The sequence below is a fragment of the Geomicrobium sp. JSM 1781026 genome, from assembly GCF_041949955.1.
Taxonomy (GTDB): Bacteria; Bacillota; Bacilli; order Bacillales; family Marinococcaceae; genus Geomicrobium_A.
On the sequence record NZ_JBHFQF010000013.1, the window covers coordinates 1 to 14829 of the forward strand.

The window sequence follows — 14829 nt, forward strand, 5'->3', positions numbered from 1 at the left end:
ACCAAAACACATTCTTGCCTTCGCTGTTTTTCTTAATGCCCCACTTGGGATCCATCGGCACCTCCGCCCGTAAGAGATCAACAGAGATGTCCAGCTGATCTTCAATTTTCTTATCGTAGAGCGAAAGTGCCGCTTCTTTTTCTGCCTGTGCTTGACGGCAAGCTTCCGGATCGGCTTTGGTTTTGCGGCCCTGTTTTGTAGGGGACTCCTTCATGTTCTCGGATTTCTCTTCCTTTACGGGCGCTAAGTCTCGTGCTTTTAGATGAGTGGCGTCAATGGCGACGGTGTCATCGGTAATGAACCCTTCCGTAAAGGCTTGGACAAGCACATCGGATTGAACGGATTCCAGCACCTCCGCGTGTTGGATTTTCGTGACCAAACGTGAAAACGAGGCTTCAGAAGGGACGGCATCTGAGACGAGAAACCCACAATCGAGTTGGAACTTCACGTCGTGGCGCAAACGGCGAACCAAGTCTTTAATCGTTGGGATTCGCTCAAGAATTCGAATGAGAAGCGCATGAATCATGGCCGGGTAGTTGAGCTGTAAAGGCGCACCCTCCCGGGATTTTTTCGACACCACCCAAAGGATCGAATCAATATTGATCGCCGAAAATACCTCATCGAATCGATGGGGAGGTTCTAAATCATATAAATCTTGCAGGTCAAACAGGCTCGCTTGTCGTATAATAGCCATAAGGGAGTCTTCCTCCAGTCTTTAGAGTTTTGTCAGCACTTAACTCATTCGACTGTTTGGGGAGGTACTCCTTTTTTCGTGACGTGAAAACCTTGGGAGGCTAAGACAGGCAGTTATGAAATTCGTTCATATAAGTTGAACTAAAGAATATCATGCAATTATAGACCACCTTGTTCTCCACAATACCTGTTACTCAAACTAAAAAAATGATTGAGAGAATAAAGAAGGCTATAGAAGTAGACGGTCGTTCATTTTCTGCAAAGCGCCCAATCTGTTTCCAATCACGTCTTTTTGGAAGCAGACGGACATGGATTGGAAACAAAATGCAGTCAAAAAGGCATTGGTGGGTAATTCTGTTTCCGATCCAAGCTCTTTGGAAGCAGCAAGCCTTTTCAGCGACCTCCAACGTCGATGGGAAACTTCGACCGGTTCTCCGACTTTGGAAAGATGGTGGAAATTAAGTACCAACAGTTCAAATCAAGAAATCTAAAGTCCACACTAGATAGTCGGCAAATGTATGTTTACGACACCGGAGCGGACAACTTTGACAAACGGGTTGAACTCTACACCTAGTCTTCATGATTATATGCTCTCTTCATGCACCAACTTCTGTAGTAATGAATACGCTGTTGGGTAGAAGGAGGTAGGCATTTATCATGAAGGATATGAAACAGAAATACGATCATTGCCTGCAGCATGTCGGGCATAATGTGCAAGCTCAAATGGCGGATAATCAAGTGTTTATGGGATTGTTAGAAAGTGTCGATGAAGAACATGTGTATTTGCTCGTACAAGATCACTCAGACAATGTCGACCATGACGGTATGAGCGGGTCCTATGGAGGCCATCACCAAGGAAGCCACCATCATCATGGAGGTCACCACGGTCATCATCATGGTCATGATCATCATGGAGGTCACCACGGTCATCATCATGGAGGTCACCACGGTCATCACCAAGGCCACGACCATCACGGGGGTCACCAAGGCCACCATTATCACCAAGGAAACCACCAACATCATGCGGGCCAAAGTTATGGCCATGGGCAAGGTATGCACCACATGCCACAACAAGGATATGGTCAGCAGCCCCACCCAAGTGCTGAACAGATGAATGGATGGCACGAGCAAAACGGCATGCGCTCACAAGCGCAGGAGAGAATCTTTGGCGGGTACGGCCCAGGGTTTGGATATGGCCCAGGCCCATATTATGGTGGCTATGGAGGCGGACGTTTTAGAAGAATTGCGCTTCCGTTAGCTGGTTTAGCAGCACTTTCCCTACTTTTCTAACGTAGGGAGGAGAGAATGAACTCTCGGGATGTAGCCGAGGGTTCCTTTTTTGTTTTTTATACACCGCTGTGAGAGGCTTTTTGTTTTTGCAGGAAGGATGACGAATTAAACTAAACGTACCCAGCACCAGTTCTTTCTTGTGTTTGTGCGCCTTACAGGTGATAATAATGAGTAAGCATACGACGCTTGGCTTTTCTTATAAACATTGATACGATTAAACCAAATTATGTACAGAAATAGGTGGGAATTCATGAGCTACACAATCTTTCTCGTAGAAGATGAAAAAAATCTATCTGAAGCTTTAAAAGCATACATGGAACGTGAAGGTTGGACCGTTCGATTATTTCATGATGGGGACGCTGCTAGTGAAGCTGTTGTGGAGACTCCTCACCTTTGGGTACTTGATATTATGCTCCCGGGCACAGACGGCTACCAGATTTTAAAAAGTATTCGTGAACACCAAGGAGATATTCCAGTCATTTTTATTAGTGCAAGAGATCAAGATTTAGACCGGGTGCTCGGTTTAGAAATGGGTAGTGACGATTACATATCCAAACCTTTCCTTCCCCAAGAGCTCATTATCCGAGCGAAGAAGTTGTTAACACGAACATACGGATCAGAAACAGAAGAAACGAAAAAAATTGATCTAAATGACTACACGATTGATCCACAAGCCCGGACCGTTATTGATGAACATGATCCGGATGCTCCTGTGGACTTGACGACGAAAGAGATGGACTTGATTTTACTGCTTACTGAGCAAGTAGGAAAAGCTTTGTCTCGGGAAGATATTATTGAAGAAGTATGGGGGGAGAACTATTTTGGTTCTGAACGTGCAGTCGATGATGTTGTACGTCGCGTACGAAAGAAAATGCCCCGCATTCATTTAGAAACTTTATATGGTTTTGGTTATAGGATTCTCTCGTCATGATCCGCATGAATTTGACGAGAAGAATATGGCTATCGTTTTCAGCTTTATTAATTCTCGTAGCCCTTTCAATGGCGATCATCTACCCGATGTACATTCAAGGAACACTCACCGAAGAAACGTATCGTATTATTGAACAGGCACAAAATCGCCAGGTGAATCCTTTTAGTGATCAATTTACACCTGACTTTGATGATGAAAGTGCAATAATTGATCCGGCAATGAGAGAAACCGGGCATCTAACTGTTATTGATCGTGTAATTTCTGCAAGGCAGATGAGTGTTCCTCCAGGCGCAGCCATTGATGTAATGATGGAGGAAGCAGAAGCCCAAGAGGCAGAAACCGCCCGTTATGAGCTTGTGTACGAAGGTAGGACACTCTTTTACGTCATCCAACAATACCAATCTTCTGATGAGGAAGCGTATCTGATTTCTTTCATGTGGGATTCGTACCGGGATACATTATTAAACAGTTTATGGGGCAATTTCATTTACTTACTCATTCTCACGACGGCGTTTACGTTGTTGCCAGCCATTTGGTTGACCCGGTATTTACGAAAACCCCTTCGATTACTTGGCTCGCACTTTGAACAGATTGCCAAGAGAAATTGGAAAGAACCGTTCCATTGGAAAGGTGACGAGGATTTCCAGAAGTTATCTGATCAATTCGAGCTTATGCGCCAAAATCTAATTCGCCATGACCGATCACAGAAGACGTTCATCCAACATGCTTCGCACGAATTAAAGACACCGATCATGGTCGTAAAAACGTACGCACAATCTGTAAAAGACGGGGTTATGCCTAAAGACACGGTGGAAGAATCGATGGATGTGATTTTGCAAGAAGCCAACCGCATGGACAAACGTGTAAAAGATATGCTTTATTTCACAAAGCTTGGTGCGATGAAACAAGAAACGATTAACCGAGAGAAAATTGTGTTCGGTGAGCTGGCGTATCGTTTAGAAGAGCGGTATCGACTACAAAGAAGAGAATTAAACTTTATCGTCCAAGGAGCAGATGTTACGTTTTATGGTGATTTGGAACAACTGCAAATCTTACTCGAAAACCTCATCGAAAATGCGATGCGTTATGCCGAGCAGAACATTTGGATACGCGCGGAAAATGGCGTTCATGAAGTCACGCTCTTTGTAGAGAATGATGGAGAAGCCATACCTGAAGAAGACGTACATGCGATTTTTGACCCATTCCGTAAAGGGAACAAAGGCCAGTATGGTCTTGGGCTTGCGATCGTTAAGCAAATCGTCGAGCTTCACCATGGACAGCACCATGTGGAAAATAAAGATCATAAAGTGTCATTCCAGATGCGAATTCCACACAAAAAATAAGGGAGGAGGCAGCAGGGGGAGATTTCATCCCCTTGTACACCTAAAATATGCAAGGAATACATTACGCAAAAGTAGGCGAGAAAATTGAACGCTATATGCTCATCCGTCAATCGGTGCGAGGAATTGCAAGTAATGGAAAACCATTTCTAACGTTGCGACTATCCGATGATAGCGGGGAAATTGAATCAAAACTTTGGGGAGTGAGCCCTGATGATGAGCAAAAGTATATCGGTAAGACGGTTGTGTTCGTGCAAGGAGAGGTATTTGACTACCGGGGACGATTGCAGCTAAAGATTGCAGGTATTCGAACGACGAACGAAAACGATCAAGTTCGAATGGAGGACCTCGTTCAAAGTGCTCCTGAGTCCAAGCACGACATGTTAGAGTGGATCAATCAATACATTTTTGATATTCAAAATGCGAATGTGCAACGAATTACGCGGCACCTATTCAAAAAGCATCAAGAAGAATATATGGTGTCTCCGGCTGCGACTAGAAATCATCATGAATTTATGTCAGGTCTTGCTTACCATGTTGTTAGCATGTTGGAGTTGGCAAAAGCAATTGCAAAACAGTATCCTTCGTTAAGTACGGATCTGCTCTATTCTGGTATTATTCTCCATGACCTAGGAAAAGTAAGAGAGTTATCTGGCCCGATTGATACAGAATATACAACAGAAGGAAAGTTAATTGGTCATATTTCAATTATCGCTGCTGAAATTCGTCAGGCTGCAAACGAACTAGGCATTGATGGTGAAGAAGTGATGCTTCTTGAGCATATCGTGCTCAGTCATCACGGCAAGGGAGAGTGGGGAAGTCCTAAAGCTCCCCTCGTTAGAGAAGCTGAAGTGATACACTATATCGATAACATCGACGCAAAAATGAACATGATGGATAGAGCCCTCGCAAAAACAGAACCTGGTGGCTTTAGCGAACGTGTCATGCCGCTAGAGAATCGAACATTCTATAAGCCTCATGCCTTTTCATAAAGAAAGACCGAAAATGACCATTCATTTTCGGTCTTTCTTTATTGATTGAACAAGCATAACTGCTCGGTTGCCGACATAGAGTTTACTAGTAAAGGTGGACAAGAGTAAGGGGTGGCAAAATGGAAAGACGTTCAAAACGAATGTTAATTACACTGGCTGTACTGTTTGTTGTATTAGCAATTGTTCAACGATTTACAGCAGATACAGCAGTTACGGCGTTGCCATGGTGGGTATTCGTGCTGATCTTTGCAACGATTGTTTCGGGTTATATGTGGATAAAAGCAGTGGCAGAAAATCGTAAAGAACAGGCAGAGTGGATTGAGCAAGAAGGCAGAGTATACATTCGAAGGATGGAAAACGAACGTCGTGAACGAATGAACCAAGACGTATAAAACCCGGCGGGAGTCCGCCGGGTTTCTCTACTTATTCCATCGGTTCTGGAAGCTGGAACCAATCTTCATATTCACTCTCAGTGATGTTAATGTCAGCTTCCTCCATCAACTCTTGAATGACTTCATTAGATGGTCGTGCTTGTTCTTCCATCAGGCGCATTTCAATCTCTTCTTGAACATCTTCAAATGAGTCATTGCGATCAAGCACTTCAATGATGTGGTACCCATAATCAGCGCTGGACTCAACGGGGTCACTCACTTCACCAACGTCTAAATCAAAAGCGGTCTCAGAAAAGTTCTCTTCCATTACACCTTCTCGTGGGAAGAAACCAACATTACCTCCAGCTGGAATGCTGTTTGTATCTTGAGAGTACTCCTCAACAGCATCTTCAAAAGACATGCCGTCTTCTAGTTCTTGTTGTACTTCTTGTGCAGTTTCTTCATCCTCCACAAGGATATGCCGAGCTTCAACCTCAATGAGTTGGTCTTCATTTTCTTCGTAGTAGGCTTGCATGTCCTCTTCACTAATATCGACATCTTGGTAACGCAATTCATCAATAACGACTTGAGGAACGATGAAGTCATCGACGAGTTGATCGACAGTGCTCACAGGTACTTGTTGCATTTGTAACATTTGCAAAAGCTCTTCGTCAGATTCGACGCCAAATTGCTCTTTAACATCGTCCATTTCACTTTGAATTTCTTCTTCACCAATTCCGAGCTCGTCAGCCGCTTGATCAAACACGTAGCTCTGAATCATTTGATTAAACGCCATTTCTCCATATTCATTCTTCATGTAATCTACAAACTCGCCTTCAGTAATGCTCACATCATTTACCGTAGCAACTTCATTGCCTTCGTCGACTGAAGCTGCAGAATCATTTTCGTCAGTCTCATCGTCATTACAAGCAGCAAGGACTAATGTAAGACTAAGTGCAAGAATTATGTGTTTTTTATTCAAATCATACACTCCCTAAATAAAAATTCAATCATACACTAATGTAAATCACGTTGTCTTTAAAAGCTGCCCCCCGGCAGAAAAAAACCTTTTCATCAATGGTCATGCTTTTGCATGCATACTGACAGTATAATCCATCGAGACAACCATTACTATAACATAAAGAAGAAGAAGAAAAAATGCTTTTCTAGGTATAACGCCCAAACGTCTACACCATGAGCTACATAGTATAGCTTAGGAATGGGAGAGGGGGCGATGCCACATGCGAACAGTTAAGAAGCAGCAGTGGTTTCGCACTTGCCAGTATCCTGTTCATCTCAATACGAATCATAGGTGCTAACAATTGGCCTAAGATTGAATAAATATCAGAAGGGGAGATATGATCATGAGTTACGGTGGATACGGTTATGGCGGAGGTTTCGCATTAGTTGTCGTGCTTTTCATCCTTCTTATCATCATCGGTGCATCTTGGGGTGGATACGGTTACTAATCCGTAATCGAAATAAAGAAGGATGGGCAAAAATGCCCATCCTTTTTTATGTTCATTCATTGGCGTTTGTTTAGACGACCACTAGTCTGACATACGTTGACGTTAACAGAATAATGATTAAGATGTTGATCGTCGTAAAGATGCTCGGTACTTTTTCTTCAGCGATTTCTTTTTGGACAACCATTGTATTTGTCATTGAATTAATGATGAGTAGATAAGTTGCTGCGAATAACATGAATAAAAACATTTCCATCCCGAGACCTCCAAACACTCTTCTGTTTTTAACTGTATCAAAAAAAACACCAAAATGATAGCAATACATCCTACTCACGTGCAAGAGTGTGTTAGAATCTGTGTAATAGATAAGGTGGTGGAGATGTGAAATGGCGTTGGGCATTTTTTATTCTGCTCGGATTACAAGCACTCGCTGTCATTGTGCTGGCAATTATGCTCACAAGTGGCTCAACGGGAGATGTAGTGCCTGAGCGTGAGCAAATGAGTGTAGGTGAACCGTTATTTACGGTTGAAACATCCATCGCACGTATTAATGACTATATTGATGAAGCAAGTGATGATCAATTTCAATTACATGCAGATGATGGCAATTACGTTTTTACAAACGAGTACGAACTGTTTGGATTAAACATTGATATTCAAATGCAATTGCAACCTGAAATAACAGAAGCTGGGAACATACGGCTTTATGAAGATGGATTATCAATCGGTTCGCTCTCCCTGCCAGCGAGCGCAGTTCTCACATTAATTAGCGAACAAGCAGACTTGCCTGAATGGATTCATGTGAATCCTGATGAGGGATTTATTGACATTCGAGTGAATGAGATTGATACCGGAGAGGGATTAGGGTTACGAACAGCTGAATTATCCGATGAGGGTACGATCACGATTGAAGCACTCGTCATCGAACCGTAAATTAACGAGTTTCGAAGTCTCTTCGTTCAGAGGAATGGTTAACGTAACGAAAGCTACGTAATAAAGCTAGTTAGGGCATCGTACGGCGATAAAACTGCAAGGTGACACCAGCTGAAATAAGTGTAAACGTAAATTTTCTTTGAAACTCCAGCAGGTAAGTAAACGATCTTTCTTTTCACAGTATAGACCGAACCCGCAATATGGATGTTGCGGGTTCGGTTATTTCTTAACGAGTAATGAGCGTCTTGCGGACGAATTGAGTACATGTAAAGCTACAAGGCCATTCAACGCGATCATTTATCGAGGCGAAATGGTCGTGGCTACTTCATCGTCTAAATGTCCGCTCTCCTTGGATTGCAAATCCAATGTGTCAAACTGGTCAGTGAAATCATCGCCATACATATGACGGACAACAGTTGCAATCTCTGAGAATTCTGGGTACTTCCCATAAAGATTCTTTAAAGGCATCGTGCTTTGAATGGTTTCATGGTTGTTTACATTAAACTCTTCTAACGTTAACAAAAAGAGCGCTTTGCCTTTCTCTGTTAGTCGTACATACGTATGTCTACGATCTTCTTCTTGCTTACCCATCACAATTAAATCTCTTTCTTCTAACTTTTTAGAAAAATTATAAGCTGTTGATACGTGCATGACACCAAACTTTGCAATTTCTGACAAGACAGGAGATCCAATCTGATAAGAAATCCATAAGATTTGATGTTCATTGATATTCAGACCATGAGGTTGGAGCCATCGTTGCCAATCTTTTTCGACTGATTTCCATAGCGCTTTGCTTAAGTAAGCGAGACGATGCTTGAAGGCGAGGGATTGCTCCCAAGTTTCATTCGTTACGTCCATAAAATCCTCCATCGTTGTGTCATTTTACTACATGATTCTGAAGTTTTTATAAATATTGTAAAAAAGCTTGTATGTTTAGTATAGGAAAAAAGTAATTAAAATGGAAGAGAAAACCACAATGATTTTTAAAATAACATTGTGGTTCTTAAAAAATTAATGGTTTTTGGCAAAATCGATCATAAAATCATGCAACACTTCACAGGATTGAAGTGATACAGCGTTATAGATGGAAGCGCGACATCCACCGACAGAACGATGCCCTTTTAACCCACTAAACCGTTGCTCATTTGCTTTAGCAAGAAACTGATTCGTTAGTTCTTCTGACGGCAACGTCCACGTAACATTCATTAAAGACCTAGACTCGCGGTCACTATGACCGGAGTAAAAGCCTTGGCTCTCATCAATGGCTCGATAAATCATTGACGCTTTCTCTGCGTTACGCTCACCGATCGTGATCAATCCACCTTCGTTTTTAATCCATTGGAGCACCCGTTCCATCATGTAAATGGCAAAAGTCGGTGGAGTATTGTACAAAGAATTCGCTTTTTCATGTGTGAGATAGCGCATAATTTGTGGCAATGTCTCCGCCTGGGGACGAGATGACGCTAAGTAGGATTTCTTAGCAATGACAATGGTTACTCCTGAAGGGCCTAAATTCTTTTGTGCACCCGCATAAATAAGGTCGAAATGAGAAACCGGAAGTGGTCGACTTAACAGATCCGAACTCATATCGGCAATCACAGGTGGGGCCCATTCGCTCACGTGATCAAAACGTTGCCACGCGGTCCCGTAAATCGTGTTGTTAGACGTTAAGTGGACGTACGCATCTTCTGGAGACGTAGAAATCTCATGAAAAGCGGGTATCTTTCGATAACCTTCAGATTTTGAAGACCCTCCAGCATAGGTTTCGCCAATCATGCTCGCTTCTTTTTGTGCTTTCTCTGACCAAGAGCCAGTTAGAATATAGTTTGCTTTCTTTTGAGCAGGCAAAAAGTTGTACGGCACCATCGCGAATTGGTGACTTGCCCCCCCTTGTAAAAATAAGACTTCATAGTCATCCTCAATAGAAAGCAGCTCTTTTACAGATTGTTTTGCTTGTTCATGAATGTTCTCATAAATCGAACTGCGGTGACTAAGTTCCATAACCGACATTCCGGATTCGGAAAAATTCAACAACTCTTGTTGTGCATCAAGTAATACTTCCTCGGGTAGTGCCGCTGGACCAGCATTAAAGTTATGTATTCGATTGTTAGACATTAATGAAATCCCTTCGAAAATGAAGGGCCTCCTCTCGTTTTAGAATTGAACCGCCTGTTGTACACGTTCCGCTAGGGCATGCATATCTTCGTCACTCATGTCGATCTTAGGATTTTCATTCCAGTTAGCATAAATTTCATCGTTTCCATAACGAGGAATGAGGTGCATGTGAAAATGAAACACAGATTGCGATGCTTTCTCACCGTTATTGTTGACCAAGTTCATTCCTTCACATTGCAACGTACTTTTCATTGCGCGGGCAATGGCTGGGGCTTTACTTAGTAAATGAGCGGCTGTCTCTTCTTGCAGTTCATAGATGTTCTCTTCATGATTTTTAGGGATAAGGAGTGTATGCCCCTTAGTTGCTTGACTAATATCTAAAAAAGCTAGGCAATGGTCGTCTTCATAAACCTTCATTGCTGGAATGTCACCATCGACAATCTTACAAAATATACAATCGTCTTTTTGTGCCACGAAATGATCCCTCCATTACATTTAATGATTCATATTCTATCAAATTCACGGAAAAAAACATACATGCAAAGCGAGAGTCGTTTTCATTTCTTAATTGAAAGGGTACAATAAGGGTAACGTTGTTTGTGGAGGTAGATGAATGGCATCTTTACTAAAAATTGATAACCTCGCCGGTGGCTACAATGCAAATAAACCGGTCATAAAAAACATTGATTTTACTGTTGAACCAGGTGAAATTGTTGGGCTAATTGGATTGAACGGGGCAGGGAAGAGTACGACGATTAAGCATATATTAGGACTTTTGGAGCCAACTTCAGGTGAGATTCGCGTGAATAACCAAACGATTCGTGAAGATGTGGATACATACCGAAGAGCGATGAGCTTTATCCCTGAGACGCCTATTCTATATGATGAATTAACGTTATGGGAGCATTTACGCTTAACGGCAATGGCCTATGATCTTGAAGGTTCCGATTGGGAAGAAAGAGCTGAAGGTTTACTGGAACTCTACCGGATGAAGAAGATGAAGCACTGGTTTCCGAGTCACTTCTCTAAAGGGATGAGACAAAAAGTCATGATTATGTGTGCGTTTCTCGTGCAGCCAAAACTTTACGTCGTTGATGAGCCGTTTTTAGGATTAGATCCTGTCGGTATTCAATCGTTGCTCGATCAGATGATTCGTATGAAAAGTGAGGGCGCGGGTATTCTTATGTCAACCCATATTCTTTCAACAGCTGAGAAATATTGTGACCGATTCGTCATGTTACATGACGGAACGATTTATATGCAAGGGACGCTTGAGGAACTACGTGCACGAAGTGGTCAGCCAAAAGCCGATTTGGACGAGATCTATGTGAATATGACAAAGGAAAATGACAATGAATATTGAGCAGCTGTTTTCCGATCGTAGACAGGCGTTTTGGAATGTAAGCATCCGCTATATTCGACTTATGGCGAACAGTGGGTTAATGGCAGCTGTCCTTGCGTTGATCCTTATTATAGGGCTGTATTATCAAAATTTCTTAGATTGGCTACCGCAAGACTTCCCGGTTTTGCTCGTACTAACGATTTTGTTCGCCTATATGTTAACAAGAAGCCCAATTCGAACGTTCTTTCAATCTGGTGATCTTGTCTATCTACTGCCTCTTGAAGCAAAGCTCGACCGCTACACGAGGCAAGCACAAGTGTACAGTTGGACCATTCAAAGTGCTGTATTCGTATTTGTTCTGTTCTTATTCGGGCCGTTATATATTGACCGCTTGAGTCCTGAGTTTAGTCATCTTTTAATGACGATCGCTGTCTTTCTTGTAGCGAAGGCGTGGAACATTCAAGCGCAGTGGGCAGAATTACGAAGCCAATACGTTGCAAATCAATGGAAACTAAAGTGGTTGCGGTTTCTAATAAATCTCGTCTTTGCGCTGTTTGTATTGATGGTAGAACCTCTCTTTGTGCTAGTTCTTTTGTTGTTGATGGGATTCTTGCTTGCCTTTTACTATCGGCCAAAGATGAAAAACCATCAATTAAAATGGGATCAACTCATTGAATTAGAAGAGCAGACGTTAAATTCTTTTTATCGCTTTGCTAATGCATTTACCGATGTCCCTCACCTGAAGTCACGGGTAAGAAAGCGGAGTATGCTGGCAAACCAGTGGGAGCGTTTGCACAATAAAAGTTCGAATACGTACGTATATTTATACGGGAAGACGTTCGCGCGCTCAGGTGATTACTTTGGAATTTTTGTGAGGTTGGCAATAGTTGGCGCATTGCTCGTTTATGCAACACCTGGAGAGTGGCAATGGTTAGCTGTTGCAATTTCTGTACTTTTTACGTATATCACCGGATCTCAACTCGTAACGATATATTATCACCATCGTACGATTGTATGGCCAGACCTATATCCTGTTCATCAACACGTTCGGGAGCAATCGGTTCAGTCATTTGTGCGAACGTTAATGGCTGCTCAAGTATTTTGGCTCACGCTCATTACAGGTATTACTTCGATGAGTGTTGCTTATGCGATGATGGCATTGTTTATAGGGCTCTTACTTGTCATTTTTTATGCGCAAGTGCAAGTCCCAAAACTGTTTCGGTCAACAGCAAGCTAATTTCTTCGCAGAAGGGGTGTTGTTATGCGATCCTACGAAGCTGAGGTTAGAGACTCGCTCGATGATTGGAAACGCAAGATCACAAGAAACCCAACGATGGTAAAGACGTGGACGAAATCAGCACAAAGCCGGCTAAACAGTTATATTCCTGATAAGGTGCACCAAACGATTGGCGGTGCCGTCAGGCAGATGATTGAAACGACATTAAATGGCTCACGGTATATGACGAAGAATGCACCTGTGCAAGGTGAATCGTTAGAAGAGCGAGAGAAGCGTGTAGACCGCGCGATCGTCTCTTATAAACGCACAGCTAGTCTAGAAGGGGCAGGTACTGGAGCGGGGGGGATTTTACTTGGAATGAGTGACTTTCCGATGCTTCTAGCCATTAAAATGCGGTACTTGTTTACTACAGCGACGCTGTACGGATATGAGCCAAACTCTTTGGAAGAGCGATTGTTTTTGCTTCACATTTTTCAGATGGCGTTCTCAAGTAGTCATGCCCAGCATGAAACGTTAGCGAGGATCGAGCGTTGGGATGAGTTTCTCGCTGAGTTTGGTGACGATTTAACGACAGAAAGGGCAATTGATTGGGTCACATTCCAGTTGGAGTATCGTGATTTTATCGACGTACCAAAAACGTTGCAACTTATCCCTGGCTTCGGCTTGTTTGTCGGGGCAACCATCAATTATCAGTTGCTCGAATTGCTCGGTCAAACAGCTAAGCAGTGTTATCGCGTTCGTTGGTTTAAAGAAGAAGCATAGTCCTCGACGAGGACTATGCTTCTTTATAATAATCAATCGTTACTTTGCCGAGTGTTTTTGCTGCGTGGAGCATCGCCCGTTCATCAAAGTCAAAGTTTGGATGGTGGTGTGGATAATTCACCTCACGGTCACCGAAGGCCGCCCCTGTAAAAAAGAAGGTACCTTTTAATTCGTTTAAGTAGTGGGAGAAGTCTTCTCCTGCGAGAAGGGGCTCGCGTTCATGGACGCCAGTAAGACCAGGTACTTCTTGGGCTACACGGGCGAGGTATTCATTTTCAGTTTGATGATTAACAACAGCAGGGTATCCGCGGAAATATTGATAATCCACTTCAGCCCCTCCGGCTTTTGCAGTATGAACGGCAATTTCTTCGATGTCTCGTTCAATTTGGTTTCTTACATCTTCATTAAACGTCCGGACTGTACCGATTAACTTAGCATGATCAGCGATCACATTATATGCATTCTCAGCAACAAAACTACCGATGGATACAACGGCAGAGTCAAGTGGATTTACTCGTCTTGCCACGATCGTTTGCAAATTGGACACAATCTGTGTACCAATCACAACCGCATCTTTCGTTGTATGAGGCAAAGCACCGTGCCCGCCTTTCCCTTGGACATGAATGGAGAAGTGGTCCGAGGCAGCCATAAATGGTCCTGAGCAATGTTGGATCGTTCCTAAAGGGTCTTGAGACCATAAATGCGTGCCAAAAATGACGTCGACGTCTTCAATTGCTCCGTCCTGAATCATTGGAAGAGCGCCACCAGGTGCTTTTTCTTCGGCGTGTTGATGTATGAAAACAACGGTCCCGTTTACTTCGGCTTGAATGTGTTTGAGTGCCTTTGCAAGGACGAGTAAGGTGGCTGTATGCCCGTCATGTCCACAAGCATGCATTACCCCCTTGACTGTTGATTTATATTCAACATCTTTTTCATCTTGGATTGGCAGCGCATCAAAGTCAGCGCGTAAGGCCACTGTTGGACCTGGCTTGCCGCCGGTCATGGTAGCAACAACCCCGTTTCCTCCAACATTTCTTCTGACCTCATTTCCGAGACTTTCGTGGTACTCGGCAATATAAGCAGATGTATGAACTTCTTGAAAGGATAGTTCGGGATTTTTGTGCAAATGCCTACGAATTTCTACCATCTCTTCATAAGATTGCTCGAGAAGATTATAAAGCTTTTCCTCCATCATTTCGCCTCCCTTAACATATTTTTCTATTGTATCATATCAAAAGACGATACTTTGCTTGTGAAACTTTTTTCTGTGGATGTCGTAGAAAAGAGTAGGAAAATCTTTGTGTAACGGATCGAATGCAAGCGAATGATCGAGAAAATCTTGTGCACTTTACATGAT

General features: G+C 42.9%; 18 protein-coding genes. 11 read left to right on the forward strand and 7 right to left on the reverse strand.

From position 1 onward, the window contains the following. A partial coding sequence (locus tag ACE1TF_RS18170; protein WP_375018892.1) for a transposase occupies positions 1 to 694 on the reverse strand: 694 nt, incomplete at its 3' end. A 307-nt stretch (positions 695 to 1001) separates the two neighbouring features. Here ACE1TF_RS18170 and ACE1TF_RS18175 point away from each other — a divergent pair. The 6 genes from ACE1TF_RS18175 (at position 1002) to ACE1TF_RS18200 (ending at position 5638) form a co-directional block, all read left to right on the forward strand. Further along, entirely contained in the window at positions 1002 to 1184 is a 183-nt protein-coding gene (locus tag ACE1TF_RS18175) for a hypothetical protein (protein ID WP_152549107.1), read from the forward strand. A 166-nt stretch (positions 1185 to 1350) separates the two neighbouring features. Then, positions 1351 to 1983 (forward strand): hypothetical protein, encoded by a 633-nt coding sequence (locus ACE1TF_RS18180; RefSeq protein ID WP_375018894.1) that lies wholly within the window; start codon positions 1351 to 1353, stop codon positions 1981 to 1983. 250 nt (positions 1984 to 2233) lie between these two features. Continuing rightward, positions 2234 to 2914: a response regulator transcription factor gene (locus ACE1TF_RS18185; RefSeq protein WP_042403019.1), complete on the forward strand. Its 681-nt coding sequence runs from the start codon at positions 2234 to 2236 to the stop codon at positions 2912 to 2914. Continuing rightward, positions 2911 to 4257, forward strand: coding sequence for a sensor histidine kinase (locus tag ACE1TF_RS18190; RefSeq protein WP_375018896.1), 1347 nt, complete (start codon positions 2911 to 2913; stop codon positions 4255 to 4257). Before ACE1TF_RS18185 ends, ACE1TF_RS18190 begins: the two co-directional genes overlap by 4 nt. Before the next feature lie 47 nt (positions 4258 to 4304). Continuing rightward, positions 4305 to 5246: a 3'-5' exoribonuclease YhaM gene (yhaM, locus tag ACE1TF_RS18195; RefSeq protein WP_375018898.1), complete on the forward strand. Its 942-nt coding sequence runs from the start codon at positions 4305 to 4307 to the stop codon at positions 5244 to 5246. Positions 5247 to 5365: 119 nt separating this feature from the next. Further along, entirely contained in the window at positions 5366 to 5638 is a 273-nt protein-coding gene (locus ACE1TF_RS18200) for a sporulation YhaL family protein (protein ID WP_375018900.1), read from the forward strand. 31 nt (positions 5639 to 5669) lie between these two features. Here ACE1TF_RS18200 and ACE1TF_RS18205 read toward each other — a convergent pair whose 3' ends face one another. Continuing rightward, positions 5670 to 6599: a peptidylprolyl isomerase gene (locus tag ACE1TF_RS18205; RefSeq protein WP_375018902.1), complete on the reverse strand. Its 930-nt coding sequence runs from the start codon at positions 6597 to 6599 to the stop codon at positions 5670 to 5672. Between the two features lie 382 nt (positions 6600 to 6981). Here ACE1TF_RS18205 and ACE1TF_RS18210 point away from each other — a divergent pair, with 382 nt between their 5' ends. Further along, positions 6982 to 7086 carry a YjcZ family sporulation protein gene (locus ACE1TF_RS18210; protein WP_081829368.1) on the forward strand — a complete coding sequence of 35 codons (105 nt, stop codon included), beginning with the start codon at positions 6982 to 6984 and terminating at the stop codon, positions 7084 to 7086. A 70-nt stretch (positions 7087 to 7156) separates the two neighbouring features. Here the strand turns inward: ACE1TF_RS18210 and ACE1TF_RS18215 are convergent, their stop codons facing one another. Then, positions 7157 to 7339 carry a hypothetical protein gene (locus tag ACE1TF_RS18215; protein WP_042403030.1) on the reverse strand — a complete coding sequence of 61 codons (183 nt, stop codon included), beginning with the start codon at positions 7337 to 7339 and terminating at the stop codon, positions 7157 to 7159. Positions 7340 to 7464: 125 nt separating this feature from the next. Between ACE1TF_RS18215 and ACE1TF_RS18220 the strand changes: the two genes are divergently transcribed. Further along, positions 7465 to 8016: a YpmS family protein gene (locus ACE1TF_RS18220; protein WP_375018904.1), complete on the forward strand. Its 552-nt coding sequence runs from the start codon at positions 7465 to 7467 to the stop codon at positions 8014 to 8016. Between the two features lie 297 nt (positions 8017 to 8313). On the opposite strand, the gene ACE1TF_RS18225 is transcribed toward ACE1TF_RS18220, so the two are convergent. The 3 genes from ACE1TF_RS18225 to ACE1TF_RS18235 form a co-directional block, all read right to left on the reverse strand. Continuing rightward, positions 8314 to 8874: an HTH-type transcriptional regulator Hpr gene (locus tag ACE1TF_RS18225; protein WP_375018906.1), complete on the reverse strand. Its 561-nt coding sequence runs from the start codon at positions 8872 to 8874 to the stop codon at positions 8314 to 8316. 153 nt (positions 8875 to 9027) lie between these two features. Continuing rightward, on the reverse strand, positions 9028 to 10131 hold the full coding sequence (gene serC / locus ACE1TF_RS18230) for a 3-phosphoserine/phosphohydroxythreonine transaminase (protein ID WP_375018908.1): 1104 nt from the start codon (positions 10129 to 10131) through the stop codon (positions 9028 to 9030). A gap of 39 nt (positions 10132 to 10170) precedes the next feature. Beyond that, positions 10171 to 10605 (reverse strand): HIT family protein, encoded by a 435-nt coding sequence (locus ACE1TF_RS18235; RefSeq protein ID WP_375018910.1) that lies wholly within the window; start codon positions 10603 to 10605, stop codon positions 10171 to 10173. Positions 10606 to 10744: 139 nt separating this feature from the next. On the opposite strand from ACE1TF_RS18235, the gene ACE1TF_RS18240 reads away from it, so the two are divergent. From ACE1TF_RS18240 to ACE1TF_RS18250, 3 genes are read left to right on the forward strand one after another with little or no spacing between them, the layout of a single operon-like run. Continuing rightward, the gene (locus tag ACE1TF_RS18240) at positions 10745 to 11494 is read left to right on the forward strand and encodes an ABC transporter ATP-binding protein (protein ID WP_375018912.1); all 750 of its coding nucleotides are present in this window, start codon (positions 10745 to 10747) and stop codon (positions 11492 to 11494) included. Further along, a complete protein-coding gene (locus ACE1TF_RS18245; RefSeq protein WP_375018914.1) occupies positions 11484 to 12710 on the forward strand; it encodes an ABC transporter permease in 1227 nt (408 codons plus the stop codon). Before ACE1TF_RS18240 ends, ACE1TF_RS18245 begins: the two co-directional genes overlap by 11 nt. A 24-nt stretch (positions 12711 to 12734) precedes the next feature. Next, positions 12735 to 13472 carry an EcsC family protein gene (locus tag ACE1TF_RS18250; protein ID WP_042424289.1) on the forward strand — a complete coding sequence of 246 codons (738 nt, stop codon included), beginning with the start codon at positions 12735 to 12737 and terminating at the stop codon, positions 13470 to 13472. A 13-nt stretch (positions 13473 to 13485) separates the two neighbouring features. Here ACE1TF_RS18250 and ACE1TF_RS18255 read toward each other — a convergent pair whose 3' ends face one another. Next, a complete protein-coding gene (locus ACE1TF_RS18255) occupies positions 13486 to 14664 on the reverse strand; it encodes a M20 metallopeptidase family protein (RefSeq protein ID WP_375018916.1) in 1179 nt (392 codons plus the stop codon). Between the last annotated feature and the right edge of the window lie 165 nt (positions 14665 to 14829).

Coding starts and splice junctions, on each gene's coding strand:
- ACE1TF_RS18245 (WP_375018914.1), top strand. CDS start 11,484: ATGAATATTGAGCAGCTGTTTTCCGATCGTAGACAGGCGTTTTGGAAT.
- ACE1TF_RS18190 (WP_375018896.1), top strand. CDS start 2,911: ATGATCCGCATGAATTTGACGAGAAGAATATGGCTATCGTTTTCAGCT.
- ACE1TF_RS18215 (WP_042403030.1), bottom strand. CDS start 7,339: ATGGAAATGTTTTTATTCATGTTATTCGCAGCAACTTATCTACTCATC.
- ACE1TF_RS18240 (WP_375018912.1), top strand. CDS start 10,745: ATGGCATCTTTACTAAAAATTGATAACCTCGCCGGTGGCTACAATGCA.
- serC (WP_375018908.1), bottom strand. CDS start 10,131: ATGTCTAACAATCGAATACATAACTTTAATGCTGGTCCAGCGGCACTA.
- ACE1TF_RS18210 (WP_081829368.1), top strand. CDS start 6,982: ATGAGTTACGGTGGATACGGTTATGGCGGAGGTTTCGCATTAGTTGTC.
- ACE1TF_RS18185 (WP_042403019.1), top strand. CDS start 2,234: ATGAGCTACACAATCTTTCTCGTAGAAGATGAAAAAAATCTATCTGAA.
- ACE1TF_RS18255 (WP_375018916.1), bottom strand. CDS start 14,664: ATGGAGGAAAAGCTTTATAATCTTCTCGAGCAATCTTATGAAGAGATG.
- ACE1TF_RS18225 (WP_375018906.1), bottom strand. CDS start 8,874: ATGGACGTAACGAATGAAACTTGGGAGCAATCCCTCGCCTTCAAGCAT.
- ACE1TF_RS18175 (WP_152549107.1), top strand. CDS start 1,002: ATGGATTGGAAACAAAATGCAGTCAAAAAGGCATTGGTGGGTAATTCT.
- yhaM (WP_375018898.1), top strand. CDS start 4,305: ATGCAAGGAATACATTACGCAAAAGTAGGCGAGAAAATTGAACGCTAT.
- ACE1TF_RS18180 (WP_375018894.1), top strand. CDS start 1,351: ATGAAGGATATGAAACAGAAATACGATCATTGCCTGCAGCATGTCGGG.
- ACE1TF_RS18250 (WP_042424289.1), top strand. CDS start 12,735: ATGCGATCCTACGAAGCTGAGGTTAGAGACTCGCTCGATGATTGGAAA.
- ACE1TF_RS18200 (WP_375018900.1), top strand. CDS start 5,366: ATGGAAAGACGTTCAAAACGAATGTTAATTACACTGGCTGTACTGTTT.